Genomic DNA, 26,493 nt, shown 5'->3' on the forward strand with positions numbered 1-26,493 from the left:
CCCGAAAAGTGTGAAACGGTTTGCGGAATGCGCGCTCCGAAGCCAGAGAAATTGCGCCACACATCGCCTTTTTGCAGCACAGCTTGGGATGACAGCATGAAACAGGACAAGCTTTTTCTCTTGAAACCGGGTTTTGAAGATCCGGCCTATCCCGGCCAGACATTCTATTGCTGGCACTGCGCGCTCATCGAAGGCGTGCTGGCTTCATTTCCGACACTGGGGAGCGGTCTGGACATCGAGCGCATCGAATGGCAGCGCCCGCGCAAGGACGTGATAGCGCTGGCTGGCGAAGACAACCAGAGCCTCCCCTTGCTGATATTGAAGGATGGCGACAGCTCCGAATTTGAGACCGGTATGCATGAAGGGCGTTCGCTGATTAGCGACCCGCACAAGATTTTGGCCGCCCTAACCGAACGGCATGGCTTTCCGCCCCTGCATCCCTGATCAGGCAATCAGCCAATCGCCATCACCTCGTCCTTCGATCCTTCGATGAACTCAGGATGAGGTGATCGGTGCAATGCTTACTTCATCGTCGGGATGACGAACTCCGCACCATCCTTAACCCCAGCCGCGCGCCCGCAGCAAAGCGAGGACGCGCAAGCAAAGAATCGTCCGGGGTCACTTCATCGTCGGGATGACGAACTCTGCCCCATCCTTAACCCCGGACGGCCAGCGCGAGGTGACGGTCTTGGTCTTGGTGTAGAAGCGGAATGCATCCGGGCCATGCTGGTTGAGATCGCCGAAGCCGGAAGCCTTCCAGCCGCCGAAGGTGTAGTAGGCAATCGGAACCGGGATCGGCACATTGATTCCGACCATGCCGACCTGCACGCGGCTGGCGAAATCGCGGGCCGCATCGCCGTCACGGGTGAAGATCGCAACGCCGTTGCCATATTCATGGTCGTTCGGCAGGGCCAGCGCTTCCTCGTAGTTCTTGGCGCGCACGACCGAGAGAACCGGGCCGAAAATTTCTTCCTTGTAGATGCGCATGTCCTTGGTCACATGATCGAACAGGCAGCCGCCCATGTAGAAACCGTCTTCATAGCCCTGCATCTTGAAGTTACGGCCATCGACGACGAGCTTCGCGCCTTCTTCGACACCGAGATCGACATAGCCGCGCACGCGGTCGAGCGCTGCCTTGGTGACCAGCGGGCCGTAATCGGCGGAATTGTCGGTGGAGGTGCCGATCTTCAGCGCTTCGACGCGTGGAATGAGCTTTTCCATCAGGCGGTTGGCGGTGTCTTCACCGACCGGAACCGCAACCGAGATCGCCATGCAGCGTTCGCCAGCCGAACCGTAGCCCGCGCCGATCAGCGCATCGACGGTCTGGTCCATGTCGGCATCCGGCATGATGAGAAGATGGTTCTTCGCACCGCCGAAGCACTGCACGCGCTTGCCGTTGGAGCAGCCGCGGCCATAGATGTACTGGGCAATCGGCGTGGAGCCGACAAAGCCGATGGCCTGCACGTCCGGATCGTCGAGCAGCGCATCGACCGATTCCTTGTCGCCATTGACGACGTTGAAGATGCCTGCCGGAAGCCCGGCTTCCATGAAGAGTTCGGCAAGGCGCATCGGCACGCCCGGATCGCGTTCGGACGGCTTCAGAACGAAGGCATTGCCGCAGGCAATCGCCGGACCGGCCTTCCACAGCGGGATCATGGCCGGGAAGTTGAATGGCGTGATGCCTGCCACGACGCCGAGCGGCTGGCGCATGGAATAGGTGTCGATGCCAGTGCCGGCATTGTCGGTGAACTCGCCTTTCAGCATATGCGCTGCGCCGAGGCAGACTTCCACCACTTCGAGGCCGCGCTGAATGTCGCCCTTGGCGTCGGCAATGGTCTTGCCGTGTTCGCGCGCCAGCAGTTCGGCCAGGCTGTCATATTCGGCTTCGACCAGTTCGATGAACTTGCGCAGGATGCGCACGCGGCGCTGCGGGTTGGTCGCGGCCCAGGCTGGCTGCGCGGCCTTGGCGTTTTCGACAGCGGCGCGCACTTCTTCCTTGGTGGCAAGCGCCACCTTGGCCTGCACCGAGCCGTCGAGCGGCTGGAAGACGTCCGCCGTGCGGCCGCTCTTGCCTGCCACATGCTTGCCGCCGATGAAATGTCCGATATTGCGCATCGAAGAACCTCCCTGATGATCGCTTTGACGGGCGCAAAGGCCCCATCGTTGCCCTCATCTTGACTCTGCAAATTCCTGATTGCAAGGCGTTGAAAAGCGTATCCGTTGTGCATTTTTATGCTAGTGTGCCGCCATGAACTGGGACGATATCCGCATTTTTCTCGCCGTTGCCCGCTCCGGCCAGATTCTGGGCGCGGCGAAGAGGCTCGGCCTCAACCACACCACCGTGGCGCGGCGGCTCACCGCGCTTGAAACGGCACTTTCCACCACGCTTTTGACGCGGCGCACCAACGGCTCGACGCTGACACAGGCGGGGGAGGAGTTTCTGCTGGCGGCTGAACGCATGGAAGCCGAAATGCTCGCCGCCCGCTCCCAGGTCGGCAATGCCGACATCGCTGTGTCGGGCACGGTGCGAATCGGCGCGCCCGACGGGTTCGGCGTCAATTTCCTGGCGCCCCGGCTGGCACGGCTGACACAGAAATATCCCGACCTCACCATCCAGCTCGTGCCGGTGCCGCGCTCCTTTTCGCTGTCACGACGCGAGGCGGATATCGCCATCACGGTCGAACGCCCGGAACAAGGCAGGCTGATTGCGCGCAGGCTCGTCGATTATACGCTGGGCCTCTATGCGCACCGCCGCTATCTGCAAGAAAACGGCACGCCGGAAAGCCCGGAAGACCTCGCCCGGCATCGGCTCATCGGCTATGTCGAGGATCTCGTCATCAACCCGTCGCTCGCCTATGCGCCGGAAATTTCCCGCGACTGGAAACCGGCTTTCGAGGTGTCGAGCGCTCTCGGACAGGTCGAGGCCGTGCGGGCCGGTGCGGGCATCGGCATTCTTCACGCATTCATCGCCCGCGCCGATCCTGATCTCGTGCCTGTCCTGCCGGACCGGATCATTCGCCGCGCCTACTGGCTCGCCTATCACGAATCCGCTCGCACATTGCGGCGCGTGACGGCAGTTTCGGCGCTGATTTCCGAACTGGTGGAAAGCGAAAAATCGCTGTTTAGCTAACCCGTAGATAGGCGATCATGACGCCCACAATCATCGCAGCCGGAACGAACAGGGCATCGAGGCCGATGAAATAGTGGCTGAGACCGCCGCCGACAGCGCCCAGCATCAAGGACAGCCAGACGGCGACATGCTGCAGCCAGCGCCATTTCGGGGTTTCGCCACGCAACGAACAGGCAAGATCGGCGGCAGCGTTGAAAAGCGTGCCGGTCACATAGGTCACGCCGAGACGCGCGGCACCGATCGGCTGAACCGCCGCATTCTGCGCGCCCATGGCAGCGGCAAGCAGCAGAACCGGCTGAATGAGCATCGCACCCTCGCGCCGCAGCACGCCAACCATCAGCAATATCGCCACCACGCTTGCCATCACATAGAGACTGCCCCAGCGCCCGTAAGCCCGCACCGTCAGCGTGCCGAAAAAGGCACCGGCAAAGAACAAAACGATCAGGATTGCGGGAAACCAGACCAGCACCATGCCCTGCACGCCGGGCTGTCCCGCCAGCCCGACGCCGAGCTGGGTGGTGTTGCCGCTCATGAAGGAGGCGAAGAAACCGCCGAGCTGCAGAAAGGCGATCGCATCGACGAAACCGGCCGATGCGGTGAGAATCAGACCGAGAGACAGTTTGGAATTCGGTGTCATTTCATTGGATTTCGAGACAGCAGACAGCCCGGCTTGAACGGCCGGGCCTCAAGCTCCCGGTCAGGCGCGTTTTATGATGCGCAGGATGACCAGAAGGATGGCCGCGCCGATAAAGGCGTTGACGATTGCGGCGATAATTCCTCCGCCGATGGAAAATCCGAGACGCGGCAGCAGCCAGCCCGCAAAAAAAGCGCCGATCACGCCGACGATAATATTGCCGATCAGGCCAAAACCGCCGCCCTGCACGACCTTGCCAGCCAGCCAGCCGGCGATAAGACCCACAAAAAGAAATACGAGAAGACTTCCAACATCCATGCGTTTTTCTCCCTCTCAAAACGCGCCGTCCGGCGCGCCTGATCCGAGTTGACTATATGTTGGCGGAAGGCACAAGGGGGCGCGAACACCTCCCCCGTTGAATCAGGGTGCCAGATGCCTGAAGGCCGCAACCACTTCCTCATAGACCTTGCGCTTGAAGGGAACGATCAGGCCCGGCAGCTCGGCCATCGGCTTCCATTCCCAGCGGTCGAATTCGGCGGTATGTCCGCCCGGCGGTGGATTGATGGCGATTTCGCTCTCGTCGCCCTCGAAACGATAGGCAAACCACTTTTGCGTCTGGCCGCGATACTTGCCCTTGAGCGCGATGCCGACCAGATGCGGCGGCAGATCGTAATTGATCCAGTCCGATGCTTCCTCAAGCAGCGAGACCGACTTCATGCCGGTTTCCTCGTAAAGCTCGCGCACCGCCGCTTCGACTGGATCCTCGCCCTTGTCGATGCCGCCCTGCGGCATCTGCCAGAGCTGCGTTGCGCCATCCATCTCATCGCCCGGAATGACGATGCGCCGCCCTGCCCAGACCAGACCGGCCCTGTTCAACACCATCAGCCCGACGCAGGGGCGGTAAGGCAGGCTTTCAGGATCGACCGGATGACCGGCTGAAGCATTATGCTTCGACATGACATTCTCCTTGATATGCAAACATAAAGCATTTCCAGTTTAAACCGAACCATTGGAAATGCTCTATCTCTTTGTTTTTACGCATTATCCTACGCAAAATCGCTTCGCACTTTTGCTGGAAATGCTCTATTGCCGCTCGGGATCGCGCACCAGCGCCGAAACCGGCACGATTTCAATGCCGCGCTTCTTGACCTCATCGGCCCATTCGGCAACTGCATCGACGGTCACGGCGAAAGCCGAACCGGTGCCGATGGCGCTGCCATTGGCGCGCGCTATCCGCTCCAGTTCATCGAGACGGTCGAGGATCGCGCCGCGCTCCTGCGCCGCATCGATCAGCACATCGGCTGCCGCGAAAGGCACCGCGTCGCTTTCGGCGATCCGGTCGGCCTGGCTGCGCGCCGAGGTGCCGTCATCGAGATAATAGAGGCCGCGCCTGCCGATCTCGCCCAGCACCGGCGAAAAGGCTTCCGTCTCGGATGTGAAACGCGCACCCATATAGTTCATCACCCCGGCATAATTCGTCATGCGCGACAGCGCCCACAGCAAGGAAGCCTCATTCTTCTTCGCCCCGTCATCCACCGTCAGCGTATTGCGGCCGGGATTGACGCGCGGATAATCGAAAGGCTCCATCGGCAATTGCAGCACAAGTTCATGACCGTTTTGCCGGGCTGCCTGCATCCAGCGCTGCAAACTGTTGCCCTGCGGCGCAAAACCGAGCGTGACTTCCGGCGGCAGCTTGTCGACCGCCTCCATGCTGCCGGTCTGCGACAGCCCAAGACCGCCAATGACAAGCGCGATCCGCGCGCCGCGCGCACCGGACCATCCGACCGCATAGGCATCCATCGGACGCAGGCCATCCGCGCCGCGTACAGGCAGCGGCCCGGTCGGGCCCTGCTCGACCAGCGCCGGTTCCGGCAAATGCGCGACGCGCTGATCCTGCCCAGAACGATGCGTGTTCTGCACCACGACCACATTGCCTTCCGCACCCGCAGAGACATTTGGCATGCCGGGCGGCATGTCCGGCGTGACCTTGATGATGGCCGGTCCCGGCTGGCCGCTCGCCCCGCGCAGCGCACTGCCGGGCGGCGGCGTGTTGCCGGTCGCGGGCTTCACGTCAGGCTTGACGGCGGACGCTTCGGGTTGCACCGGTTCCAGCGCGGCGGTTTCCGTCTTGCGGAAACCTGCCTGATTGGTCTGCCAGATGGCGAAAACCGCGCCCCCGGCAAGGCATAGCCCGGCCACCACGGCCAGACCCTTCACGGACGAACGAAAAGCGCGGGAGCGTAAGCCCCCGCGCTCTTGCGGTTTCTTGTCCAGTCCTAACGGGCTGTTCAGATCCAGCATGGAGCGATCAGTTCAACACGCCCTTCTTCGGGTCCGGCGGGAAGGCGGCATTGGCCACCTCGCCGCGCAAGAGCTTGATGGCTTCGTTGAGCTGGATGTCGTCCTTCGGATCGGCCGGGACATAGGCCGACGAACCGGAGCCATTATCATCCTCGGCATTACCCTTGATGTGGCCCTTGAGTTCGGATTCGCCGCGAACGACGTCCTCACCCTTCAGTTCCGGCGGCAAGGGCTGGTCGACCTTGATGTCAGGCGTGATGCCCTTGCCCTGGATCGACTTGCCCGACGGCGTGTAATAAAGCGCCGTCGTCAGACGCAGCGAGCCGTTTTCGCCAAGCGGGATGATCGTCTGCACCGACCCCTTGCCGAAGGACTGCGTACCGAGCACCGTGGCGCGGCGATGATCCTGCAGGGCACCGGCAACGATTTCCGACGCGCTGGCCGAGCCGCCGTTGATCAGGACGATAACCGGCTTGCCGTCGGTCAGGTCGCCCTTGCGCGCATCGAAGCGGGTCACGTCCTGCGGATCGCGGCCCCGGGTCGAGACGACCTCGCCCTTGTCGAGGAAGGCATCGGAAACAGCGACCGCCTGATCGAGCAGGCCACCCGGGTTGAGGCGCAGATCCAGCACGAAGCCCTTGAGCTTGTCGCCGGGAATCTTGTCCTGAATATCCTTGATCGCCTTCTTCAGGTCATCGGACGTCTGTTCGGTAAACGAGATAACGCGCAGATAACCCACATCGTTCTCGACGCGGTAGCGAACGGCCTTCACCTTGATGACCGCGCGGGCGATCTTCAGCGTGATCGGCTTGTCGGCGCCCTGACGCTCAATTGTCAGTTCGATCTGCGAACCCACTTCACCGCGCATCTTGTCCACGGCGTCGTTCAGCGAAAGGCCGCGAACTTCCTGCCCGTCGATCTTGGTGATGAGGTCGCCTGCCAGCACACCGGCCTTGGAAGCGGGCGTATCGTCGATCGGCGCGATGACCTTGACGAGATCGTTGTCCATCGTCACTTCGATGCCGAGACCGCCGAACTCGCCCTTGGTCTGCGCGCGCATGTCCTGCGCGGCTTCCGGATTGAGATAGGACGAATGGGGATCGAGCGAGGTCAACATGCCGTTGATCGCGCTTTCGGTCAGCTTCTTGTCGTCGGGCGGCGTCACATATTGTGCGCGCACACGCTCGAAAATATCGCCGAAAAGGGCCAGTTCCTTGTAGACATCGCTATCTTTCCCTGCCGCGAAAGCAGTGGAAGCCGGCGCGCCCTGGACCATCACCATGGCTGACGCCCCCAGAAGGGCCCCGGCGAACAGCAGCGACAGTTTACGCATCATTTTCACGTCCTTCCAGAAAGCCGTTCGGTCCACCACGGAGCGGGATCGACGGGTTTTCCATCCTTTCGAAATTCAATGTAAAGCAATGGCGCGCCATTGCCCACCTCTATCGGTGCAACACTTGCGAGAAGTTTTTCTCCCATTGCGCCGACCGGCTCTCCCGCAAGTACAAATTGGCCTTGCGATACGTCGATTCGACCCATGCCAGCCATCACGACATGATATCCATTGCCCGCATCGAGTATCAAGAGCTGCCCGTAGGAACGGAATGTGCCCGCGTAAAGTATCACGCCATCGGAAGGTGACGTAATCGTGGCAGAGGGCAAGGTTTCGACCACCTGCCCCATCATCGAACCGCCAATGCCGTCCTTCTCGCCGTAGCGGCGCACCGTCCTGCCCGGCGCGGGCAGGGCGAGCTTGCCCTGCAAGGCGGCAAAGTCGATCTGCGGGCGCAGGTGATTGTCGTCGGGCGTGGTTTCCCCGGCCTTTTCCCGTGCTGCGGCAAGGCGATCGGCTTCCGCCTTGCGGGCCGCTTCGGCAGCGTCGCGCACGCCTGCCATCTGCTTGTCGAGCCCGTCGATAAGGTCTTTCAGGCTGCCTGCCTTGGCCGCCAGTTCTTCCGAACGCTTGCGCTGCGCCTCGATTTCCTGTTCCGATTGCGCCTGCAATTTCTTCTTCTCCTCAAGAAGAAGTGATTGCCGTTTCTGTTCTTCGGCCTGGTCGGTGCGCGTCGTCTTCAGCTTTTCCTGCTCCTGGTGGATGGAAGCCGTGACCTGCTGCATGTCTTTCAGATCGCCGGTCAGCTCTTCCACCTGCTCGCGCATTTCGGGCACGACGGCGCCGAGAAGCACGGCGCTGCGCACCGATGCGAGCGCATCGTCGGGCCGCACCAGAATGGCGGGAGGCGGGTTCAGCCCCATGCGCTGCAATGCGGCCAGCACTTCCGCCAGAACGCCGCGCCTTGCGCGCAGCGACGAGCGGATACCGTCTTCCTGCTCGCGCAGCGCGGTCAGCTTGTCGGCGATATCGGCAATATCCTGCTGCAGCTTCTTGTCGGTCTTGGCCGACTGGATCAGCGCGGCGGTAATGGTCGCCTGATCCTTCTTCAGCCCGGCCACCTCGTCCTCAAGCTGTTTCAGCTTGTCGCCGGTTACGGTCAGTTCGTTGCTGAGCTTTTCATATTCGCTTGCCGCCTGATCGCGCTGCTGCTGCAAGGGTTCCTGCGCAAGAACGGACGGCGCACACGCAAACAGCCCGGCCACAACAAGGCCAGCGTGCACAGATGCAAGCAATCGTGATCTTTTAAAAAGGCGTACTGGAACCATGCTGTTCTATCGGGACGAAACAAGGCCAAAATCAGGGCTGACACCGCAACCTAGCCCGATACCGTTAACGAAGCATCAACCATAACGACCGGTTTAGGTCGAAAGCCGTTCCATCAGTTCGATGCGGTTCCCGAAAGGATCGGAAACATAGCAGCGCTTATAGCCTTCCAGCGGCTCATCCTCGCTGACCGGATAACCGGCTTCGGACAGGATTTCGACCAACTCATCAAGGCCGTCTATCAGGAATGCCGGATGCGCCTTGCGTGCAGCCACGAAAGCGACGTCGACACCCAGATGGATTTTCAAAGCGCCGCGTTCGAACCAGCAGCCCCCGCGAGCGGCAAGGTTCGAGGGCTTTGGCACTTCCGGTATGCCGAGAAGCCCGCCATAGAATGCGCGCGCCTGCTCTTCCCCGCCGTGCGGCATGGCAAGTTGTACATGATCCAGCTGCTCAATGTGCATGAGAGCTCTCCTGCTGTTTGCGGCGGAGCCTACAAAGCAGGGCATGATCGTACAACAAAATTCAGGACGGTATAGCTGCCTCCACCCATTCCTCCAGCGCGCGCCGGATGGCTGCCTCCGGCGGCTCGGAACGCGTGAAAGCCCACCAGATATGCGCGCCCTGCCAGATGCTTGCCATCTGCCAGCCGAGGCGTTCGGCTTTTCCCGCATCGCCTGAAAGCCTGCGTCCCAGCGCATGGGCCAGATCGACGCCCCATGCCGCGCCGCGTGCGCGCAGCACCGGATTGCGGATATCCTCACGCAGAAGCAGAAGCCCGTCCGTCGCATTATATTCAGCCGCATCGGATGGCATCAGCGCCATCAGCAGGTCGACCGCGCCCTGTGGGGTAAGCGCTGCATTTTCATCGGCAGCACGCGTTGCCGCATCGAGCTTGTCCCACGCCCGCAGCAGCACCGCCTCAAGCATGGATTGACTGTTGCCATAACGCTGGACCAGCGTAGCGGCGGAAAGCCCTGCCGCCTTCGCAGCCCGCGCGAAGGTCAGGCCCTCGGGCCCTGCCTCCGTTACTACAATCATCAATCGGTCGAGCACTGCCTCATCGGGCACGGATTTGGTTCTTGCCATGGTGAATATATAAACGTATGTTCATTTATAAATCAATCGGAGAAATCACCATGGCGAAAATTGTCGGCTATATCGCCGCCAGTCTCGACGGCTTCATTGCCGACCAAGACGGAAACCTTGACTGGCTGTTCAAATATGGTGACGCCGACCTCGGCGAGCACGATTATCGCAGCTTCATCAAGTCGATCCGCACCGTCGTCATGGGCCGCGCCACCTATGATTTCGTCGCCCAGAGCGATGAACCGTGGGCCTATGGCGATCAAAGGTGCATCGTCGTCACCTCACGGCCGATCGGGAACCCGAAGGGACCGCTTGAAATCCGCCACGACGTTGATGCGCTGATCGCGGAACTGCGTGCGCTCGATGACGGCGATGTATGGATGCTGGGTGGCGGACAATTGCAAATGGCATTTCTGGAACGCGGCGCGCTGGACGAGATCGAGATCTACGTCATGCCGGAACTCATCGGCGGCGGCATGCCGCTGTTTCCGCCGACCGGCTTCAAGGCAAGCCCTGTTCTCCTCAGCGCCAAGACGCTTGACCGCGGCTGCGTCCGCCTGCATTACGCATTTCGGGAATGATGATAAGCCTGCCAGAGTTATTAGGAATTTAGACCAGCCCGACGATCAGGCCCCGACGATTAGGCAAGGAACAATAATGTTTATAGATTTCTTTAAAAAGGAACCTGTGGGGATCGGTGGATTCCTGCTGATTCCAATCATAGCAGTAATCTCCTCAACAATATTTATCTTGCTTGATATATTTTATACGTTGGATGCTTACAGCGCCGATATAATAAATGAAATATATGAAAGCGAAAAACTATTGGGATCATCCATAGTTTTCGTACTTATTTTGCAAGGACTACTCGTAATTTTAGGGATAATTTCTCTATACTTAGTGATAAGAAGAGATATAAAAACCACAAAATTCCTTCTCACATTCTTCATACTTAAAGTTATAATGCTGAATATGATCACAGTTAACTTAATAGGACTATCGTACCACTTCATACTGGACAGTCAATATATAGATAGACGCTCATTTATATCAAATTCTTTTTCATTATTATTTGTTCCGTATTTGATATTATCAAGAAGAGTAAAAAATACGTTCACAAGGAATCAAACCCTATCGGGCGGGAAAGATCAGCCTGCCTGAGTAATCGCTTTGCCCTCCGCACGGTCACGACCGATGATAGGGATGGCCCGCAAGAATGGTCGCGGCGCGGTAAAGCTGTTCGGCAATGAGAATGCGGGCGATCTGGTGCGGCCAGGTGAGCTCGCCCAGCGCCAGAACGAGATCGGCGCGTGAACGCAATGCCGGGTCATGGCCGTCCGGTCCGCCAATGGCGACGATGAGCTGGCGCTTGCCGTCGTCGCGCATCCGCCCGATCTTTGCCGCAAAAGCTTCCGATCCGAGCGCCTTGCCGCGCTCGTCCAGCAGGATCAGGGCGGCACCATTATCGAGAGCTTCATGGATGCGCTGGGCCTCTTCGGCCTTGCGCAGTTCCGCCGTCTGGCCCCGGCTTTCGGGAATTTCGCTCACACCGGCGAATTCGAGTCCCAATGGCGGGCCAGCTTTTGAAAACCGGTCGAAATAACGCTCAACCAGTTCCCGTTCGGGGCCGGCTTTCATCCGGCCCACGGCAAAAACACTCACACGCATGACGCTCTCAATTCATCGAATTAAAGCGTGCCACGCTTTAATCTTCTTCTTTTCACGCATTATCCCACGCAAAAGCGCTTCGCACTTTTGGCTCGAAAATGCTCTAATGCACCGTCTCTAGCGCTCGTTCGTCGTCGAAACCCTCGTCGAGCCAGATCTTCTCGATATTGTAGAAGTCACGGACTTCCGGTCGGAAGATATGGACGATGATATCGCCGGTATCGATGAGAACCCAGTCGCCACTCTCGAGACCTTCGACCCGCATATCCTTGCAGCCTGTTTCACGCAGGGCTTGCAGGAGATGGTCGGCAACCGCCGTCACATGGCGATGGGAACGGCCCGACGCGACGATCATGAAATCGCCGATCGTTGATCTTCCGCGAATGTCGATGGGGATGATGGATTCCGCCTTGGAGTTTTCGAGACTGGCCAAGGCCGCGTCGAAGGTCTGGGACACGAGATTGGACTCGTCCATCCCGACCGTGGAAGGCACGTGATGAGCCTTCTTCTCAATTGCTGTTCTCAGTGTATTCCCTTTCTCAACGGAACAACGCAGTGTGGCAGTTATAAGCACCACACTCCCTAAAATAGGCAGAGTCCCTGTTTTGTTTCAAGAGCGCCGGCTTTTCCAGCCCGTTCACTTTTTCAGTTTCTTTGCCCGCTATACCCATATCTTGCAGGAATTGTCATGAAACCATCAAGATGCGGTACGGGTTTTGCGGATGGCGGTGGAGGAAAGCGACGAACGCGGCCCATGGATGAAGGTCCAGGCCGGAGGGGTGCGCCGCGCCAGCATGGGGGCATATTGTTCATCGATCCGGCTGTCGGAGAATGTCTGCGCCATGCGCGACGACAGATAGGCGAGCGTCGAGCCCGGCCGATCAATGACAGCAATCGGAAAATTCTGCGCAATCTCACGCCAGCGCTGCCAGCGATGGAAGGAGGCGAGATTGTCAGCCCCCATCACCCAGACGAAATGGACGCCGGGATTGGCGTCGCGGATAAGCGCCAGTGTATCCGCCGTGTAGCGGACATTGAAGGCCGCTTCCAGCGCCGTCACCTTGATGCGCGGGTCTTCGGCCACTGCCTCGCTCAGCTTCAGCCGGTCAGCGAGCGGCGCCAGTTCGCGGCTGTCCTTCAGCGGATTGCCGGGCGTCACCATCCACCAGAGCTGGTCGAGCTTCAGCCGCCGGATGGCGATTTCCGCCACCAGCGCATGACCGCCATGCGGCGGGTTGAACGAGCCCCCGAACAGCCCCACCGCCATGCCCTTTTCGACATGGGGCATGCGCAGATAATGCGCACTCACACCAGGATATTTTTCCTTCAATGCGGAAAGTCCGAAGCCGAACTTCATCCGAGACTAACCACGAACCTGACCGCTGCCGCGCACGCGATATTTGAACGAGGTGAGCTGCTCTACGCCAACGGGTCCGCGCGCATGCATCTTGCCGGTGGCGATGCCGATTTCCGCCCCCATGCCGAACTCGCCGCCATCGGCAAATTGCGTCGAGGCATTGTGCAGCAGAATGGCCGAGTCGATCTCGTTGAAGAAACGCGCCACCGCTGCCGCATCTTCCGCCACGATGGCTTCGGTGTGATGCGACGAATAGCGGTTGATATGGTCAATCGCGCCTGAAATCCCGTCGACCAGCGCAACGGAAATGATCGCATCGAGATATTCGGTCGACCAGTCTTCTTGCGTGGCCGGTTTTGCCGCCGGATAGAACGCCAGCACGTCCGCGCTGGCGCGAATTTCACAGCCCTTGGCGGCAAGGCCATCGAGGATCGGCGCCAGATGCGTCGCAGCCACGGCGCGATCCACCAGCAGCGTTTCCGCCGCACCGCAAATGCCGGTGCGCCGCATCTTGGCATTGACCGCGATCTTGCGGGCCATGTCGAGATCGGCAGAGGCATCTATATAAAGATGGCAGATGCCTTCCAGATGCGCGAAGACCGGCACCCGCGCTTCCGACTGGACCCGCGCCACAAGGCTTTTTCCACCACGAGGCACGATCACGTCAATCGCACCATTGAGACCCTTCAGCATTTCGCCGACAGCGGCGCGGTCGGTCACCGGCACGATCTGGATCGCATCGGCAGGCAGGTTTGCCGCTTCAAGCCCTTTGACCAGCGCCTTGTGAATGGCCGCCGAAGAATGCGCCGAATCCGAGCCGCCGCGCAGGATGACGGCATTGCCCGCCTTGAGGCAGAGCGCACCGGCATCGGCCGTCACATTGGGGCGGCTTTCATAAATGACGCCGATCACGCCAAGCGGCGTGCGCACGCGCTCGATATGAAGCCCGTTCGGACGGTCCCATTCGGCAATCACTTCGCCCACCGGATCAGTGAGCGCTGCGATGGCGCGAATGCCATCAGCGATGGCATTGATGCGGCTGTCATCGAGCGTCAGGCGGTCGATGAAGGATGCCGCCATGCCGTTCTTTTCAGCGTTGGCAAGATCAAGCCTGTTGGCTTCGAGAATATCGGCCCGCGCTGCCAGCATCGCATCGGCGGCGGCAATCAGCGCCTTGTTCTTCTGCTCGGTGGTGGCGATGGCAAGGGGTGCGGCGGCGGCGCGCGCCTTGCGCCCCACTTCCGCCATCACGGCAGCAATGTCATTTGCCGTATCTGCCTTGGTCAGCATGTCCTCTCCCCCTACACCGCTTCCGCGTCGCTGGCCGCACGCACGACCAGATCGTTGCGATGGATCATCGCCGCGCGCGCATCATAGCCAAGAATTTCACTGATCTCATCGCTTTTATGCCCGGCGATCTTGCGCGCATCCTCGGCATCGTAAGCGATCAGTCCGCGCGCGATTTCGCGCCCGTCCTCGTTCATCACGGCGACCGTATCGCCGCGCTCGAATTGACCGTCGATTTCCTTCACACCCGCAGGCAGAAGCGACTTGCCGGATTTGAGCGCCTTGGCCGCACCGGCATCCACCGTCAACCGGCCCGCCGGTTCCAGATTGCCGGAAATCCACGTCTTCCACGCATTGACGGGTGCACGCGCCGGTTCAAACAGCGTTGCGCGTTCCCCGCGATCAATGGCCGAAAGCGGGCCGAACCGCGTGCCCGACGTGATGATCATCGCAGTCCCTGCCGCATTGGCGATCTTGCCCGCGTCGAGCTTCGTCTTCATGCCGCCGCGCGACAATTCGGATGCAGCCGCGCCCGCCATCGCCTCGATCTGCGGCGTGATGGTTTCGACCAGCGGTAGAAACTCCGCATCCGGGTTCTTGTGTGGCGGGGCCGTATAAAGCCCGTCAATGTCGGAGAGCAGAACCAGAAGATCCGCGCCCATCATCGTCGCCACGCGCGCGGCCAGACGATCATTGTCGCCATAGCGGATTTCGGTGGTTGCCACCGTATCGTTCTCGTTGATGACCGGCACGGCCTTCAGCTTCAAAAGCGTCTCGATGGTCGCGCGCGCATTGAGATAGCGGCGGCGCTCCTCGGTATCGGAAAGCGTGACCAGAATCTGGCCGGAACGGATGGAATGTCCGCCGAGCACATCCGCATAGGCCTTGGCGAGCGCGATCTGGCCGGCAGCGGCAGCGGCCTGGCTTTCCTCAAGCTTCAGCGCCTTTTTCGGCAGGCCCAGAACCGTGCGGCCCAGCGCAATCGCGCCGGAAGAAACCACCAGCACCTCGACACCTGCATGATGAAGCGCTGCAATATCCTGGCCCAGGCTTTCCAGCCAGTCGCGCTTGAGGCCGCTTGCGCGATCCACCAGCAGGGCGGACCCGATTTTGACAACGATGCGGCGATAATCTTTCAGTTTCTTCAGCATGTCTCATCCCCTCGCCGCATAAAACCTTAGTCTTCGGCCTGCGCCGTACCGGCCTCTGCGGCGCGGCTCTGGTCAATGACGGCAGCGAGCTGGCGCAACGCATCGTTCAAACCTTCATGGCTGACCGCCGAAAGCAGCAGCGGATCGCGCCCGCATGCCTTTTTCAGCGCCTTGACCTTGGCCTTGCGCGCTTCCGGATCGAGTGTATCGATCTGCGACAGCGCCACGATTTCCGGCTTGTCGGCAAGACCGTGCTCATAGGCTTCCAGCTCGCTGCGAATGACCTTATAGGCCTTCGCCACATCCTCTTCCTGCGCCGAAACCAGATGCAGGAGAACACGCGTGCGCTCGACATGGCCGAGGAAGCGGTCGCCAAGGCCGACGCCTTCGCTCGCCCCTTCGATCAGGCCCGGAATATCGGCGATGACGAATTCGCGCCCGTCCACACGCGCCACGCCCAGATTGGGGTGCAGCGTGGTGAAAGGATAATCGGCAATCTTCGGCTTTGCCGCTGTCACGCTTGCGAGGAAAGTGGACTTTCCGGCATTGGGCAGGCCGACCAGACCGGCATCGGCAATCAGTTTCAGGCGCAGCCAGATGGTGCGCTCGATGCCTTCCTGTCCGGGATTGGCGCGGCGCGGCGCGCGGTTGGTCGAGGTCGTGAAATGCAGGTTGCCGAAACCGCCATTGCCGCCCTTGGCGAGACGATAGCGCTGGCCGATTTCGGTGATGTCGCAGATCAGCGTTTCGTCGTCTTCCTCGAAAATCTGCGTGCCGACCGGCACCTTGAGGACCACGTCGTCGCCCTTGCCGCCGGTCATGTTGCGGCCCATGCCGTGCATGCCGGTCTTGGCCCGGAAATGCTGCTGGTAGCGGTAATCGATCAGCGTGTTGAGGCCGTCGACGGCCTCCACCCAAACATCGCCGCCGCGCCCGCCATCACCGCCGTCCGGACCGCCGAACTCAAGAAATTTCTCGCGGCGGAACGAAACGGCCCCTGCCCCGCCATTGCCGGAGCGGATATAGATCTTGGCCTGATCGAGAAACTTCATTTGAACGTAACCTTCTTGGACGCCCGCACTCCGGCAGGCTTTTGGGCGTCGGGCGCCCTGAATATCGTTACACGCGAGCGCGCCCGCCTGTGGTGTGTTGCAATTACAGCAAAACCGGCTTCCTGCAAACAGTCGAGGAAGCCGGTTTCTGTCCTATTTCGAGTTCCAGTCAGGATCGGTGAAATCGATATAGATCAATTCCTGATCCCGATACTGGCCCTGAACGTAAAGCGACTTGGGTTCGACGCCATAAGTCTTGAAGCCAAGCGCATAATAGACGCGTTTGGCGGCTTCGTTCGTCGCCACCACCTTGGCATCCAGAACGACGACCTGCGTTGCCGCATGGTCGATGACCTTGCCGACCAGAGCCTTGCCGAGTTCCAGCCCGCGCGCTTCTGGGGCCACATAGACGCCCCACAGCGTGCCGCGATGGCGCTCGGACCGGCGATCATGGCGGAACATGCCTGCCGTTCCCAGCAGGTTTTCGCCATCGAAGGCCCCGAAGACCACATTGCCGTTCACCTGTTCCAGACGGCGCGCGAAGACGCTGTCCGAATAGGCGTTTTCTTCTTCAAAACTCGAACCGAAAGCCATCGGCGCAAGTTGCAAACCGCTTAGTCTTATGGCCCGATAGCGGTGCAGGTCGCCCTTTTCGAGCGCGCGCACCACGATCCTGTCGCGGGCGATTGCGTGCGTATCCATCATTTCATTCCCCGATGATTATCGGTCCTGCGCAAGCCGGTAAGGCTTCGCGCAGGACCATTGTTATCTTACGACTGCCAGCTTCTCAGCCCGATCCAGGTGCGACGGTCGAGGACATAGCGCTCGACCGGCACATTGCCTGCGGCAAGCGAGTCCGCCATGCCCATGCTGCTGAACTGGAACCCGCACTTGTGGATCACCCGGCGCGAGCCGCCATTGCTGGCCCGGCACGAGACATGCAGCCGCTCAATTTCCGTTGCACGGAAGGCCAGATCGATCAGGGCGTGCGCGGCCTCGGTGGCAAAGCCGTGACCCCAATAGGGTTCGCCCAGCCAGTAACCGATTTCCAGCCCCTCACCATGCTTATGCGCATGGATGCCGCAGCAACCCATAAAGATGCCGGTTTCCGCTTGCGTGATCGCGTAGATGCAATTGCCCATCTCGCCTTTTCGCACGCGTTCGACAAAATCGACGGCGTTTTCACGCGTGTATGGATGCGGCATACGGGCAAGCATACTGGAGACGCGGGCGTTGTTGGCAAGATAGGAAATCGCATCCACGTCTTCGACATGCGGCGGGCGCAGCACCAGCCTTTCAGTGACGAGGACGGGACAATCCAACTCGTAGGCCAGATCTGCGCTCAGATCGGGGCCTGTTTCACCTGCCGCGCCGGGCGACAGATCGGTGTAACTGTCTCTTCTTTCGCTACTGCTTGCGTCGTAACAATCTTCTTCCAGAACTTCGACAACCATTTTTCGTTCCTCCAGAGCGTTTCATTTTTTGCGCATCTTGTTTGAAAACCGCTTCGCACTTTTCGGATGCGCTCAAATGCAAAAAGGGAAGATGGGTGGCCCCATCTTCCCTTCGATCTTTTGGCTAGGCTGCCATTTACACCGGGTCCGATGGGACGCCGGTGCTTTAGAGAGTGCCCGGCTTACTCTGCTGCTTCCGCGATCGGGTTAACCGACACGTACGTGCGACCGTTGGCTTTCGTGCGGAAAGACACGGAGCCGTTTACGGTTGCAAAAATCGTGTGGTCCTTGCCGAGGCCGACATTGGCGCCCGGATGCCACTTCGTGCCGCGTTGGCGCACGATGATGTTGCCAGCGAGCACAGCTTCGCCGCCGAACTTCTTCACGCCAAGGCGTTTGGATTCTGAATCGCGACCGTTACGCGAGGAACCGCCAGCTTTTTTGTGTGCCATTGGTGTTCTCCTTTAATCTCTCTGTTTACTCAGCCGTTGCGGCCTTGGCTGCGGCCTTCTTGGGCGCTGCCTTCTTCGGCTTTGCGGCTTCGCCTTCGGCGGCGTCTGCCTTCGGAGCCTTCTTCTCGGCGGCCTTCTTGGAAGGCTTCGCGCCGTCGGTGAGGATTTCCGAGATGCGGATGGTCGTCAGTTCCTGACGATGACCGCGGGTGCGCTTCGAGTTCTGACGGCGACGCTTCTTGAACGCGATGACCTTGCGGGCACGGCCCTGTTCAACGACTTCGGCGGTGACGAGAGCACCGGCGACGGTCGGGGCGCCAATGGTCGTGCCGACCATCAGGACTTCTGCGAATTCTACGATGTCACCGGCTTCGCCAGCAACTTTTTCGACCTTGATGAGGTCGTTTGCGGCAACGCGATACTGCTTGCCACCGGTCTTGATGACTGCGAACATTTGTTGTCCTTTCGGTTGTTCGGTCCGGCTCTCATTCCACGACATTGGCGTCGAAGCGATGGGCCGTCTTTTTATCAGTCGGTTGATGAGCGGGCTTCTGGCCCTTGAATACAGCCCGGAAAAGCCCGAAATCTGCAATCAAAACAATAGGCGCGGATTGCCCCACGCCCAAGGTCTGGTGCTTATAGGTGCGAAGCGGCAGAAAAGTCAAGAATTTTCACAGCGGAATGCAAATTAGCTCTTGTCTAATCGGCGCTGGCCCGTTATTGAGCCGCTGCACGCTCGGCATTCGTCATTGATGCTTGTTACTGTGCGATTCCGCAAGGGTCGTTTTACAGTGCTGCACAACGCGGAGAGGTGGCTGAGTGGTTGAAAGCACCGCACTCGAAATGCGGCATGGGGGCAACTCCATCGGGGGTTCGAATCCCTCCCTCTCCGCCATTTATTTCCCTGCATGAACAATATCCCTCCGGTGAATATTATTTGTCATTTGCCGCCGCAGAAATGAGCGCGTGCTTCTCCGCATGGCGAAAACCATGCTAGAAGAGCATCATGAGTGTGTTATCCGCCGTTGCGCCCATTTATCATCCCCCGCTGGAGCCCTATGTCTCAATCCTGCATCGCGATGCGGGCTTTCTCGTGCTGGACAAGCCGAGCGGCTTGTTGTCCGTGCCGGGACGCCATCCCGCCCTGTCTGACAGTCTCGCAACGCGCGTTCAGGAACAATTTCCGCACGCGCAGATGATCAACCGTCTGGACAAGGATACGTCGGGCATCGTGTTGATGTCGCTCGACCGCAAGGCGCATGCCGCCATCGCTGCGCAGTTCGAAGCGCGCACGACGCAAAAATCCTATGTAGCGGTGGTCTGGGGATGCGTTGAAGAAGACGAAGGCCTGATCGACCTGCCCCTGGCGATAGACCCCGACAACAAGCCGCGTCATCGTGTCGATCACGCTCACGGCAAGCCCGCCCAGACGCGCTGGCAGGTGCTGGATCGGGGCGAGAACGCAACCCGGCTGCGGCTTTTTCCCCTGACAGGCCGCACGCACCAGCTGCGGGTGCATATGAAAGCGCTTGGCCATGTGATCCTCGGCGACGAATTTTACGCCGAAGGTGAAGCGCTTGCCGCCGCGGACCGGCTGCTGCTGCATGCGGAAGAGCTGTCTTTCCGGCACCCCGATGGCAGCGCCGTGACCTTCACCGCGCCCTGCCCGTTCTGAGAGCATTCATGTCGCAGAAAATCGATACATCGGAACTGGTCGTTGATTTCGTCGGCGGCGCTGTCGGCCACCGGTTCCGCTCCGGCGAAGGACGCGGCCAGCCCCTCGCCAAGGCCGCCGGACTGACGAGCGACGCCACGCCGGAAATCGTCGATGCGACGGCCGGTCTCGGGCGCGATGCCTTTCTGCTGGCCTCCCTCGGCGCCAAGGTGACCTTGATCGAGCGTTCGGAAAAGATGCATGGGCTTCTCGCGGACGGACTGGCGCGCGCCGCCGCAGAAGGCGGCCGCTATGCCGAAACCGTGGCGCGCATGACGCTTCTGCACGGCGATTCCTGCCTGCTTCTGCCCGAACTGAAGCCGCAGGTGGTGCTGGTTGACCCGATGCACCCGCCGCGTGGCAACAGCGCGCTCGTCAAAAAGGAAATGCGCCAGATTCGCGAGATCGTCGGCACCGATCCGGATGCCGAAAGGCTGATGCAGGTGGCGCTGGAAGCTGCGCAATATCGCGTGGTGCTGAAGTGGCCGCTACGCGCAGAACCGATGGCCGGATTGCGCAAACCGTCACACCAGATCCTCGGCAAGAGCACGCGCTATGACGTTTTCGTCAATGCAAGGATCCGTTGAACATCAGGCTGCGCTCATGGCCTTTCGGCCTCAGCCGGAGCCCCATGCGGCACTTCGCGGGAACAGAGGCTGACGCTGTTGCGGCCGCTCGCCTTCGCGTCATACATGGCGGTATCCGCGGCAGCGAACAGTTCCGTCGCCGACCGGCCATTTCCGGGAAAACAGGCCACGCCGATGCTGCATGTGACCTCCAGAAATGTCGTGCCCAGCTCGACCGGCTCGCATATCCTGCGTCTTATCTCGTCCAGCCGCGTGCAGAAATCATCATCGTCTGCCTTCAGAACGAGAATGAATTCATCGCCTCCCATGCGGCCAGCAAGTTCGCCCTCGCGCAGCAACAGTAGAATTCGCCCGGCGATCTGCTGCAGGAGCCTGTCTCCAGCAGCGTGCCCGAGCGTATCGTTGACCTGCTTGAACTGGTCGAGATCGACAAAGCCGACAGCCACTTTCCGGGAATGAGCGGAAGCCTCGCCAAGTATGTGTTCCAGTTGCCGTTCCAGAAAAGCCCGGTTCGCAAGCCCGGTCAACGCGTCGTGTTCGGCCAGATAACGGATGCGCTCATCGGCGATGCGCCGGTCGATGGCAATTCCGGTCATCCCTGCAGCGGTAGCCAGAAACTCGCGGAGACCGCGATCATCAGAAGCCTCGCCATCCGTCATGAAGCCAAGCACGCCGTGCCCCGCACCGTCTGCGGATGGAATCTCCATGGAGAAGATGGCTTTGCCGTCGGGAGAAAGCGCTTTCAGCGCAGCTTCGATGCGTGCCGGAGACAGCGGCTCCGGCTCCCGCCTCAAACCGGTCGCCAGAAAAGGCAGCGAGGGGGCTGAAATGATAATATCATCCGCATCGCCGGTCACGACCGCGACACAGCGGATGCCGGCAGCGAGCCCTTCCAGAAGCAATGTCAACTGACCCACGAATTCGGGCATGGCAACCGCGCCCACCGTCATTTCCAGAATGCGGGCCTGAACCTGCATGAAGCGTTCAGCCCTTTTCTTGATGGAAATGTCGCGGGACACCCCGACGACACCGATGATATTGCCGTTTCTGTCGCGCAAAGGCACCCGCGATATCATCAGCCAGCGGTCCGCTCCGCCCCGCATGGCGCGTTCCTCATAACCGAGATCAGGTTGTCCGCTTTCCATAACCCGCTGCTCGATTTCGCAAATGCGCGCGGTGATAGCAGCTTCCCCGTGAATATCGACGTCCGTCAATCCGATGAGTTCATCGATGTTCGAGAGGCCGTTGTTGCGGACCACCGCATCATTGGCAAACAGGAACCGCCCTTGCAGGTCCTTGGCATAGATGAAATCCGGCACGTGATTGATCATCGCGACGAGCCAGTCGAGCTGATCCGTGCCTGTCGGGGAACAGTCGGCCGGCTCTGTCGATGACAGCGGACGGGACCCTTCAGCGGGGCGCGGATCGCTATCATTTTCGCCTGCACCCGGCGCAAATGTATCTGCCAGACCTTTCATGGACCGAGCCCCTCCATGCTCCAACTTCATATTAGCAATCTTTTGGGTGATGGAAATGGTATACTGCCCGGTCTCGGACAATCTAAAGATCGACATCGCCGAAACGAGCCGCAACGCTGTGGCTTTCGCCGTCACAGATCAGCGACAAGGCAGAAAGCGATGCGTACAGGCCACATCCTTGTGATGACTTGTAAACTTGCGAAAATCATGCCGCAAAATCATGCCGCAATGCCACTGCTCGTCCCAACAATTCTCCTGAGAGCAATCACGAAATCTGCCCAAGCGGAAGTGAGAAATGAGTCACCGTCATAAGACGCTGATATAGGCCCTCGAATGAAAAACGGCAGGACCTGGGACCACTCCATCCTTTTGTCTTTGCGCATTTCCAGACGCAAACCGATCCTAACTGCAGCGTCTGACAGTACCGCTTCTCGTAGCCACGCAATACGGTGGTTGGGTATTACACGCACAGGCCCGTGACGAGCAAGAATCAGAAGAGAACAAGGAGAATGCGATGTCAAATGTGACAATCGTAGCGCACAGCGCCGATCAATCAAACCTGCACGTTTTTGGTGTTCGTGCCGACGGCACCGGCGGCCACACATTCGATTCGGGCACCGGTTGGCAGGTTCCAGACTGGCAAGTGACCAATTGGTCCCAGCCAACAGACGGTCTCGTTTCAGTTCCGGTTGCTATAGTGGGCCCGCAGCCCAACATTCTGCTGGCGTTTGCGGTGAACCGCGACAATAATCTATGTATCAGTCAGAGCGATACGACAGAAACTGGCGACATTGGTTGGACAAAGTGGACGCCAATCGCGGAAAACTGGTATTCCGCGCCGGTGGTTGCGCGTAACAACGGGACTACTTACCAATTACTGTCGAGAGCCGCAAATGGTGAGGTGCGCGTTCTCCAGACTACAGACGCAGCCCAAACCTGGAATGATACGTCTATCGGAGGCAACGCATATGGCACTCCCGCCGTTGCCGCCCTTCCTACTCAGTCTGATGCAGTCTGTCGGTGGCCGGACGGGTCATTCTATCATAGCTACTGCACCTCTGGGGGCGCCTGGAGCGACTGGTCTAAGGTGGGAGATCAACTTGTTACAGATCCAACTGCGGTATACAGAACTCAAGACCAAAATCATATTTTGTGTGTATTCGGTCTCGGAGTGGACAATTGTGTTCATTACTCCTTCTTCCAAAACGGAAGTTGGGTAACAGGCATAAAGCTTACAGGGCCAGTATTGCAGAAGCCGGTTGCAGTCGCCTCCGGCGCCAATCTTGACCTGTTCGGCGTCAAGCCAGACGGGACCGTTATTCATGGCAAGGTTCGCTATATGGTCAATTGGAACGGCTGGGAAGAATTGGATGGCATCAAGGCCATTTGTCAGCCCGCCGCAACCATCCACGCCGACGGAACCGTCGATCTCGTTGTAACTGATTTCTCAAATACCGTTTATGTCAGATCGCTCAAGAACGATATCTGGCAACCGAATTGGATCAACATCGGCCAAGGTTTGCAGGTCACACACCTCCTTCAGGGTAATGAAATCGCGGCTATTGCCTGATCCAGGCGTTGGCGCGGAGGAACTTGCCGTCGGGAAGGCCACTGCCGGCGAGCATTCGGGGGATTGTTCGTCGGAGCAGGTTCATGAAACTGGAATTGATCACATAGATAAGATTGCTGCTCCCTTCGGCTGGTGAGATCATCCGCGTCATTACGGAAGACCTGCAGAAAGCAGCGATGAAATATTACGCCGGATTGCACATCAGCCTCAACATCAGCTCCCCTGGATGTAAGCGAAATGCCCCGATAGTGGCGGCGAGCTGGAACAGCCCGTACACCAAAGAGAACCATGGGACGCTTGCTATGTTTCGACCGGATTGGACGAGTAAACGCGAGCAAAAACCATGACGCACCAGCCAAATGTAGAGAACCAAGCCTTGACGGGTTGTCCCGTCGAGGTTTGGCCAAGACCGTTGCAGCTATAGAGCATTTTCAGAGCTTGTGTAGCGCCAGCGCCTTGGCTGCTGTAAAACGGTAGCAACCGCTGTACATTGCATTCGGCACTCTTTTCCGTGACTTTACGAGCGCCAAACAAACTGCCAACATCACATCAAAATAGAATACTCCCGGCAGTCGCCCGCGAATACGGCGGGCCTGACCGTTGCTCCAGAACATCACTGCGATCAAGAGGTCTTATGAAACGGAGCATCAACCTGACAACAGCCCCCATAAATCGGGCTCTGCTGCTCTTTGCCCTTCCGACCCTTGGTTCCTCAATATTGCAATCGGCGAATGGTTCCATAGATACGATCTGGATCGGGCAGTTGCTGGGGGAATACGCACTTGCCGCAACGACGAACGGCAACCTGGTCATGTTTCTGCTGACGGCTTTCGTCTTCGGTTTCGGCATGGCATCGACGATCCTGATCGGACAGGCATTCGGGCGGCGGGACATCGAGACGGCACGCACGATAGCGGGCACTACAGTTGGTACCTTCGTGCCGCTCAGTATCGTCGTCGCAGCCATCGGCTGGTTGCTCGCCCCGAAAGTTCTGGCGCTGCTGGGAACACCTGACACAATAGAGCCGCTGGCACGCGCGTTCCTGCAGGTCACGTTTCTCGCCATGCCCGCGATCCTGATGCAGACGATCCTGATGATGGCACTGCGCGGCGGCGGCGACGCCGTGACCCCGCTGATATTCATGGGAATGGCTGTGCTTCTCGATGTCGTTCTCAACCCGTTTTTCATTCTGGGTTGGGGTCCGCTGCCTTCCCTCGGCATTGCCGGTTCCGCGCTGGCGACGGCTGTCGCCAATTATATAAGTCTCGCGGCGATGCTTTATTATATCTACCACCGCGATCTCCCGTTGCGCCTGCGCGGCAGGGAATTGTGGCTTCTTGTTCCAGACCGGAAATTGCTGCGCCTGATCTTTGTCAAAGGGTTGCCCATGGGCATCCAGATGATCGTTGTCTCGAGCTCGATGCTGACCATGATGCGGCTGGTTAATCGCGAGGGTGTCGACACGACGGCCGCCTTCGGCGCCACACAGCAGCTCTGGACCTATGTGCAGATGCCAGCAATGGCGTTGGGCGCTGCGGTAAGCGCCATGGCGGCCCAGAATATCGGCGCGGGAAAATGGGATCGCGTAAGCTCCATAACCCGCATCGGAACGATCTATGCGGTGCTGATGACCGGCGCCCTCGTCCTGTTGCTGCTTGTCGCGGACCGGCAGGCCTTGCAGATATTCCTCGGCGCTGAAAGCCCGGCCATCGCGATCGGTCGGCACATCGGGCAGATCGCCACCTGGGGATTCATCGCTTTCGGCGTGACAATGGTTCTCTTCGGAACCGTCCGCGCAAACGGCCAGGTCATCTGGCCGCTCATCATTCTTTTCGTATCGATGTACCCTGTGCGCCTCGGCGTCGCCATTGGCCTGCGGGAGCAGCTCGGTTCCGATGCCTCTGGGTGAGCTTTCCTGCTGCCATGCTGTCGACGCTGCTGATGTCGATGATCCTTTATTTCCACGGAGGTTGGAGGAAGAATTCCTCCCATGCATGTCGACGCCCACGAACTACAAGGGGAAGCAGCATGTGTATCGCAAACGACGGAAGCAGCGCCATCCAGCAACGCACTTGCTCCGAATGCGCCTCTCGTCGCTGAAGTGAAAAACGGCAGGTAAGCTTCTCTGCGCTCCCCCGTTCCGTGGGCGGAAAGGCGCGGCACCGGCCAGTTAAAGTGACTTTATGATCGTCGCGACGCTTTCGTCCACCGCAGGAGGGACGTGTCCACGCGCAAATCGGGTTTCCAGGGCTCGAAGCGGCGTTTCCGTATCTGCTCCCAGTTCGGCGGGGTCCATCCTTCTACGGTTGATCTTCGCGTCTCGGCCCGAAGGCGGTGCATCGCGGCATCCGAACAGACAACTTCAACCTGAAGCCATCTGCTGCCGGTTTTTCTCGCAACATCTCTGAATGCCTGACGGGTGATTTCGATAGCATTCACGGAATCGACGATGACGGTGTGACCCAGCCGCAGGTTGTCTGCAGCCAGCCGATAGAGCGTCACATATCCGGCCGGGCCAACATCATCCACTGCCGACGGTGGTGTAGCAGAACGAATTGCCTGCTCGACGGTATCCACACGAAGATAGCAAGCCCCAATACGCACAGCCAGGGCCTGCGCTATCGTGCTTTTTCCAGACGCTGGCAGTCCACCCAGAATAATCAGCATCAGTGCCTCCGGTTGAAACATCGTATTTCGGGACCGTGAAGCTTCGATGACGTTACCGGCGCGCACTGTGGGAGCGGCTTTCGTGTGTTGTAGAGCGGGGCTTTTTTGCCTCCTTAAACGCCAAAACCCGCCGCTGCTGCGACGGGTTTGTTGGTATTTTGTTTGCGGGGGCAGGATTTGAACCTGCGGCCTTCAGGTTATGAGCCTGATGAGGTGAGACCGTTAAAAAATCGATCCAGTGAA

Annotated in this window: 31 protein-coding genes and 1 tRNA gene; 9 read left to right on the forward strand and 23 right to left on the reverse strand. The window is 59.3% G+C overall.

The genetic code is table 11. The annotated features are described in order from the left end of the window. Positions 1-96: 96 nt before the first annotated feature. On the forward strand, positions 97-444 hold the full coding sequence (locus J9800_RS20790) for a DUF3088 domain-containing protein (protein WP_114216962.1): 348 nt from the start codon (positions 97-99) through the stop codon (positions 442-444). A 174-nt stretch (positions 445-618) separates the two neighbouring features. Here the strand turns inward: J9800_RS20790 and J9800_RS20795 are convergent, their stop codons facing one another. Then, complete coding sequence (locus J9800_RS20795; protein WP_114216963.1) at positions 619-2,115, reverse strand: CoA-acylating methylmalonate-semialdehyde dehydrogenase; 1,497 nt, start codon at positions 2,113-2,115, stop codon at positions 619-621. 133 nt (positions 2,116-2,248) lie between these two features. Between J9800_RS20795 and J9800_RS20800 the strand changes: the two genes are divergently transcribed. Next, a complete protein-coding gene (locus tag J9800_RS20800; RefSeq protein WP_114216964.1) occupies positions 2,249-3,130 on the forward strand; it encodes a LysR family transcriptional regulator in 882 nt (293 codons plus the stop codon). Here J9800_RS20800 and J9800_RS20805 read toward each other — a convergent pair. The 8 genes from J9800_RS20805 to J9800_RS20840 form a co-directional block, all read right to left on the reverse strand. Then, positions 3,123-3,767 (reverse strand): YoaK family protein, encoded by a 645-nt coding sequence (locus tag J9800_RS20805; RefSeq protein WP_112592992.1) that lies wholly within the window; start codon positions 3,765-3,767, stop codon positions 3,123-3,125. The genes J9800_RS20800 and J9800_RS20805 overlap by 8 nt on opposite strands. Positions 3,768-3,827: 60 nt before the next feature. Next, positions 3,828-4,082: a GlsB/YeaQ/YmgE family stress response membrane protein gene (locus J9800_RS20810; protein ID WP_114216965.1), complete on the reverse strand. Its 255-nt coding sequence runs from the start codon at positions 4,080-4,082 to the stop codon at positions 3,828-3,830. A gap of 102 nt (positions 4,083-4,184) precedes the next feature. Further along, a complete protein-coding gene (locus J9800_RS20815) occupies positions 4,185-4,721 on the reverse strand; it encodes an RNA pyrophosphohydrolase (protein ID WP_114216966.1) in 537 nt (178 codons plus the stop codon). A 126-nt stretch (positions 4,722-4,847) separates the two neighbouring features. Then, the gene (locus J9800_RS20820; protein WP_114216967.1) at positions 4,848-6,065 is read right to left on the reverse strand and encodes a divergent polysaccharide deacetylase family protein; all 1,218 of its coding nucleotides are present in this window, start codon (positions 6,063-6,065) and stop codon (positions 4,848-4,850) included. A 7-nt stretch (positions 6,066-6,072) separates the two neighbouring features. Beyond that, positions 6,073-7,401: a S41 family peptidase gene (locus J9800_RS20825; RefSeq protein WP_112592986.1), complete on the reverse strand. Its 1,329-nt coding sequence runs from the start codon at positions 7,399-7,401 to the stop codon at positions 6,073-6,075. Between the two features lie 2 nt (positions 7,402-7,403). Then, positions 7,404-8,726, reverse strand: coding sequence for a murein hydrolase activator EnvC family protein (locus tag J9800_RS20830; protein WP_210845919.1), 1,323 nt, complete (start codon positions 8,724-8,726; stop codon positions 7,404-7,406). A gap of 93 nt (positions 8,727-8,819) precedes the next feature. Beyond that, entirely contained in the window at positions 8,820-9,188 is a 369-nt protein-coding gene (locus tag J9800_RS20835; RefSeq protein ID WP_114216969.1) for a VOC family protein, read from the reverse strand. 61 nt (positions 9,189-9,249) lie between these two features. Then, entirely contained in the window at positions 9,250-9,813 is a 564-nt protein-coding gene (locus J9800_RS20840) for a TetR/AcrR family transcriptional regulator (RefSeq protein ID WP_114216970.1), read from the reverse strand. A gap of 50 nt (positions 9,814-9,863) precedes the next feature. Here J9800_RS20840 and J9800_RS20845 point away from each other — a divergent pair, with 50 nt between their 5' ends. Beyond that, complete coding sequence (locus J9800_RS20845; protein WP_210845920.1) at positions 9,864-10,394, forward strand: dihydrofolate reductase family protein; 531 nt, start codon at positions 9,864-9,866, stop codon at positions 10,392-10,394. Between the two features lie 76 nt (positions 10,395-10,470). After that, positions 10,471-10,974: a DUF2569 family protein gene (locus J9800_RS22255; RefSeq protein ID WP_114216971.1), complete on the forward strand. Its 504-nt coding sequence runs from the start codon at positions 10,471-10,473 to the stop codon at positions 10,972-10,974. A gap of 24 nt (positions 10,975-10,998) precedes the next feature. On the opposite strand, the gene rlmH is transcribed toward J9800_RS22255, so the two are convergent. The 11 genes from rlmH to J9800_RS20905 all read right to left on the reverse strand — a co-directional run bounded on the left by rlmH (position 10,999) and on the right by J9800_RS20905 (position 18,899). Then, a complete protein-coding gene (gene rlmH, locus J9800_RS20855; protein ID WP_114216972.1) occupies positions 10,999-11,481 on the reverse strand; it encodes a 23S rRNA (pseudouridine(1915)-N(3))-methyltransferase RlmH in 483 nt (160 codons plus the stop codon). Between the two features lie 103 nt (positions 11,482-11,584). Continuing rightward, a complete protein-coding gene (gene rsfS / locus J9800_RS20860; protein ID WP_021588110.1) occupies positions 11,585-11,956 on the reverse strand; it encodes a ribosome silencing factor in 372 nt (123 codons plus the stop codon). A gap of 222 nt (positions 11,957-12,178) precedes the next feature. Beyond that, positions 12,179-12,838, reverse strand: a complete 660-nt coding sequence (locus J9800_RS20865) for a nicotinate-nucleotide adenylyltransferase (RefSeq protein WP_114216973.1) — start codon at positions 12,836-12,838, stop codon at positions 12,179-12,181. 6 nt (positions 12,839-12,844) lie between these two features. Beyond that, positions 12,845-14,128, reverse strand: a complete 1,284-nt coding sequence (locus J9800_RS20870; protein WP_114216974.1) for a glutamate-5-semialdehyde dehydrogenase — start codon at positions 14,126-14,128, stop codon at positions 12,845-12,847. Between the two features lie 11 nt (positions 14,129-14,139). Beyond that, positions 14,140-15,276: a glutamate 5-kinase gene (proB, locus tag J9800_RS20875; RefSeq protein WP_114216975.1), complete on the reverse strand. Its 1,137-nt coding sequence runs from the start codon at positions 15,274-15,276 to the stop codon at positions 14,140-14,142. Positions 15,277-15,302: 26 nt separating this feature from the next. Beyond that, the gene (obgE, locus tag J9800_RS20880; protein ID WP_114216976.1) at positions 15,303-16,328 is read right to left on the reverse strand and encodes a GTPase ObgE; all 1,026 of its coding nucleotides are present in this window, start codon (positions 16,326-16,328) and stop codon (positions 15,303-15,305) included. Positions 16,329-16,481: 153 nt separating this feature from the next. After that, complete coding sequence (locus J9800_RS20885; RefSeq protein WP_114216977.1) at positions 16,482-17,033, reverse strand: GNAT family N-acetyltransferase; 552 nt, start codon at positions 17,031-17,033, stop codon at positions 16,482-16,484. A gap of 65 nt (positions 17,034-17,098) precedes the next feature. Beyond that, positions 17,099-17,782: a GNAT family N-acetyltransferase gene (locus J9800_RS20890; RefSeq protein WP_114216978.1), complete on the reverse strand. Its 684-nt coding sequence runs from the start codon at positions 17,780-17,782 to the stop codon at positions 17,099-17,101. A gap of 182 nt (positions 17,783-17,964) precedes the next feature. Beyond that, positions 17,965-18,234, reverse strand: a complete 270-nt coding sequence (rpmA, locus tag J9800_RS20895) for a 50S ribosomal protein L27 (protein WP_002964927.1) — start codon at positions 18,232-18,234, stop codon at positions 17,965-17,967. A gap of 25 nt (positions 18,235-18,259) precedes the next feature. Next, positions 18,260-18,688 (reverse strand): 50S ribosomal protein L21, encoded by a 429-nt coding sequence (gene rplU / locus J9800_RS20900; protein WP_112592965.1) that lies wholly within the window; start codon positions 18,686-18,688, stop codon positions 18,260-18,262. Between the two features lie 31 nt (positions 18,689-18,719). Then, complete coding sequence (locus J9800_RS20905) at positions 18,720-18,899, reverse strand: hypothetical protein (RefSeq protein ID WP_112592964.1); 180 nt, start codon at positions 18,897-18,899, stop codon at positions 18,720-18,722. 140 nt (positions 18,900-19,039) lie between these two features. Here J9800_RS20905 and J9800_RS20910 point away from each other — a divergent pair. The 3 genes from J9800_RS20910 (at position 19,040) to J9800_RS20920 (ending at position 20,535) form a co-directional block, all read left to right on the forward strand. After that, positions 19,040-19,129 (forward strand) — tRNA-Ser (locus tag J9800_RS20910). A gap of 111 nt (positions 19,130-19,240) precedes the next feature. Beyond that, positions 19,241-19,909: a pseudouridine synthase gene (locus J9800_RS20915; RefSeq protein WP_114216979.1), complete on the forward strand. Its 669-nt coding sequence runs from the start codon at positions 19,241-19,243 to the stop codon at positions 19,907-19,909. 8 nt (positions 19,910-19,917) lie between these two features. After that, entirely contained in the window at positions 19,918-20,535 is a 618-nt protein-coding gene (locus J9800_RS20920) for a class I SAM-dependent methyltransferase (protein WP_114216980.1), read from the forward strand. A 14-nt stretch (positions 20,536-20,549) separates the two neighbouring features. Here the strand turns inward: J9800_RS20920 and J9800_RS20925 are convergent, their stop codons facing one another. Then, positions 20,550-22,013, reverse strand: coding sequence for a GGDEF domain-containing protein (locus J9800_RS20925; protein WP_114216981.1), 1,464 nt, complete (start codon positions 22,011-22,013; stop codon positions 20,550-20,552). A gap of 514 nt (positions 22,014-22,527) precedes the next feature. Here J9800_RS20925 and J9800_RS20930 point away from each other — a divergent pair. Then, positions 22,528-23,583 carry a DUF8189 domain-containing protein gene (locus J9800_RS20930; protein ID WP_162792702.1) on the forward strand — a complete coding sequence of 352 codons (1,056 nt, stop codon included), beginning with the start codon at positions 22,528-22,530 and terminating at the stop codon, positions 23,581-23,583. Positions 23,584-24,217: 634 nt separating this feature from the next. Further along, the gene (locus J9800_RS20935) at positions 24,218-25,492 is read left to right on the forward strand and encodes an MATE family efflux transporter (RefSeq protein WP_286167635.1); all 1,275 of its coding nucleotides are present in this window, start codon (positions 24,218-24,220) and stop codon (positions 25,490-25,492) included. Between the two features lie 272 nt (positions 25,493-25,764). Here J9800_RS20935 and J9800_RS20940 read toward each other — a convergent pair whose 3' ends face one another. Both J9800_RS20940 and J9800_RS20945 read right to left on the reverse strand, forming a co-directional pair. Next, positions 25,765-26,250: a P-loop nucleotide/nucleoside kinase family protein gene (locus J9800_RS20940; protein WP_114217002.1), complete on the reverse strand. Its 486-nt coding sequence runs from the start codon at positions 26,248-26,250 to the stop codon at positions 25,765-25,767. A gap of 52 nt (positions 26,251-26,302) precedes the next feature. Beyond that, a partial coding sequence (locus J9800_RS20945) for a hypothetical protein (RefSeq protein WP_210845921.1) occupies positions 26,303-26,493 on the reverse strand: 191 nt, incomplete at its 5' end.

The sequence above is a fragment of the Ochrobactrum sp. AP1BH01-1 genome (genome assembly GCF_018066705.1).
Taxonomy (GTDB): Bacteria; Pseudomonadota; Alphaproteobacteria; order Rhizobiales; family Rhizobiaceae; genus Brucella.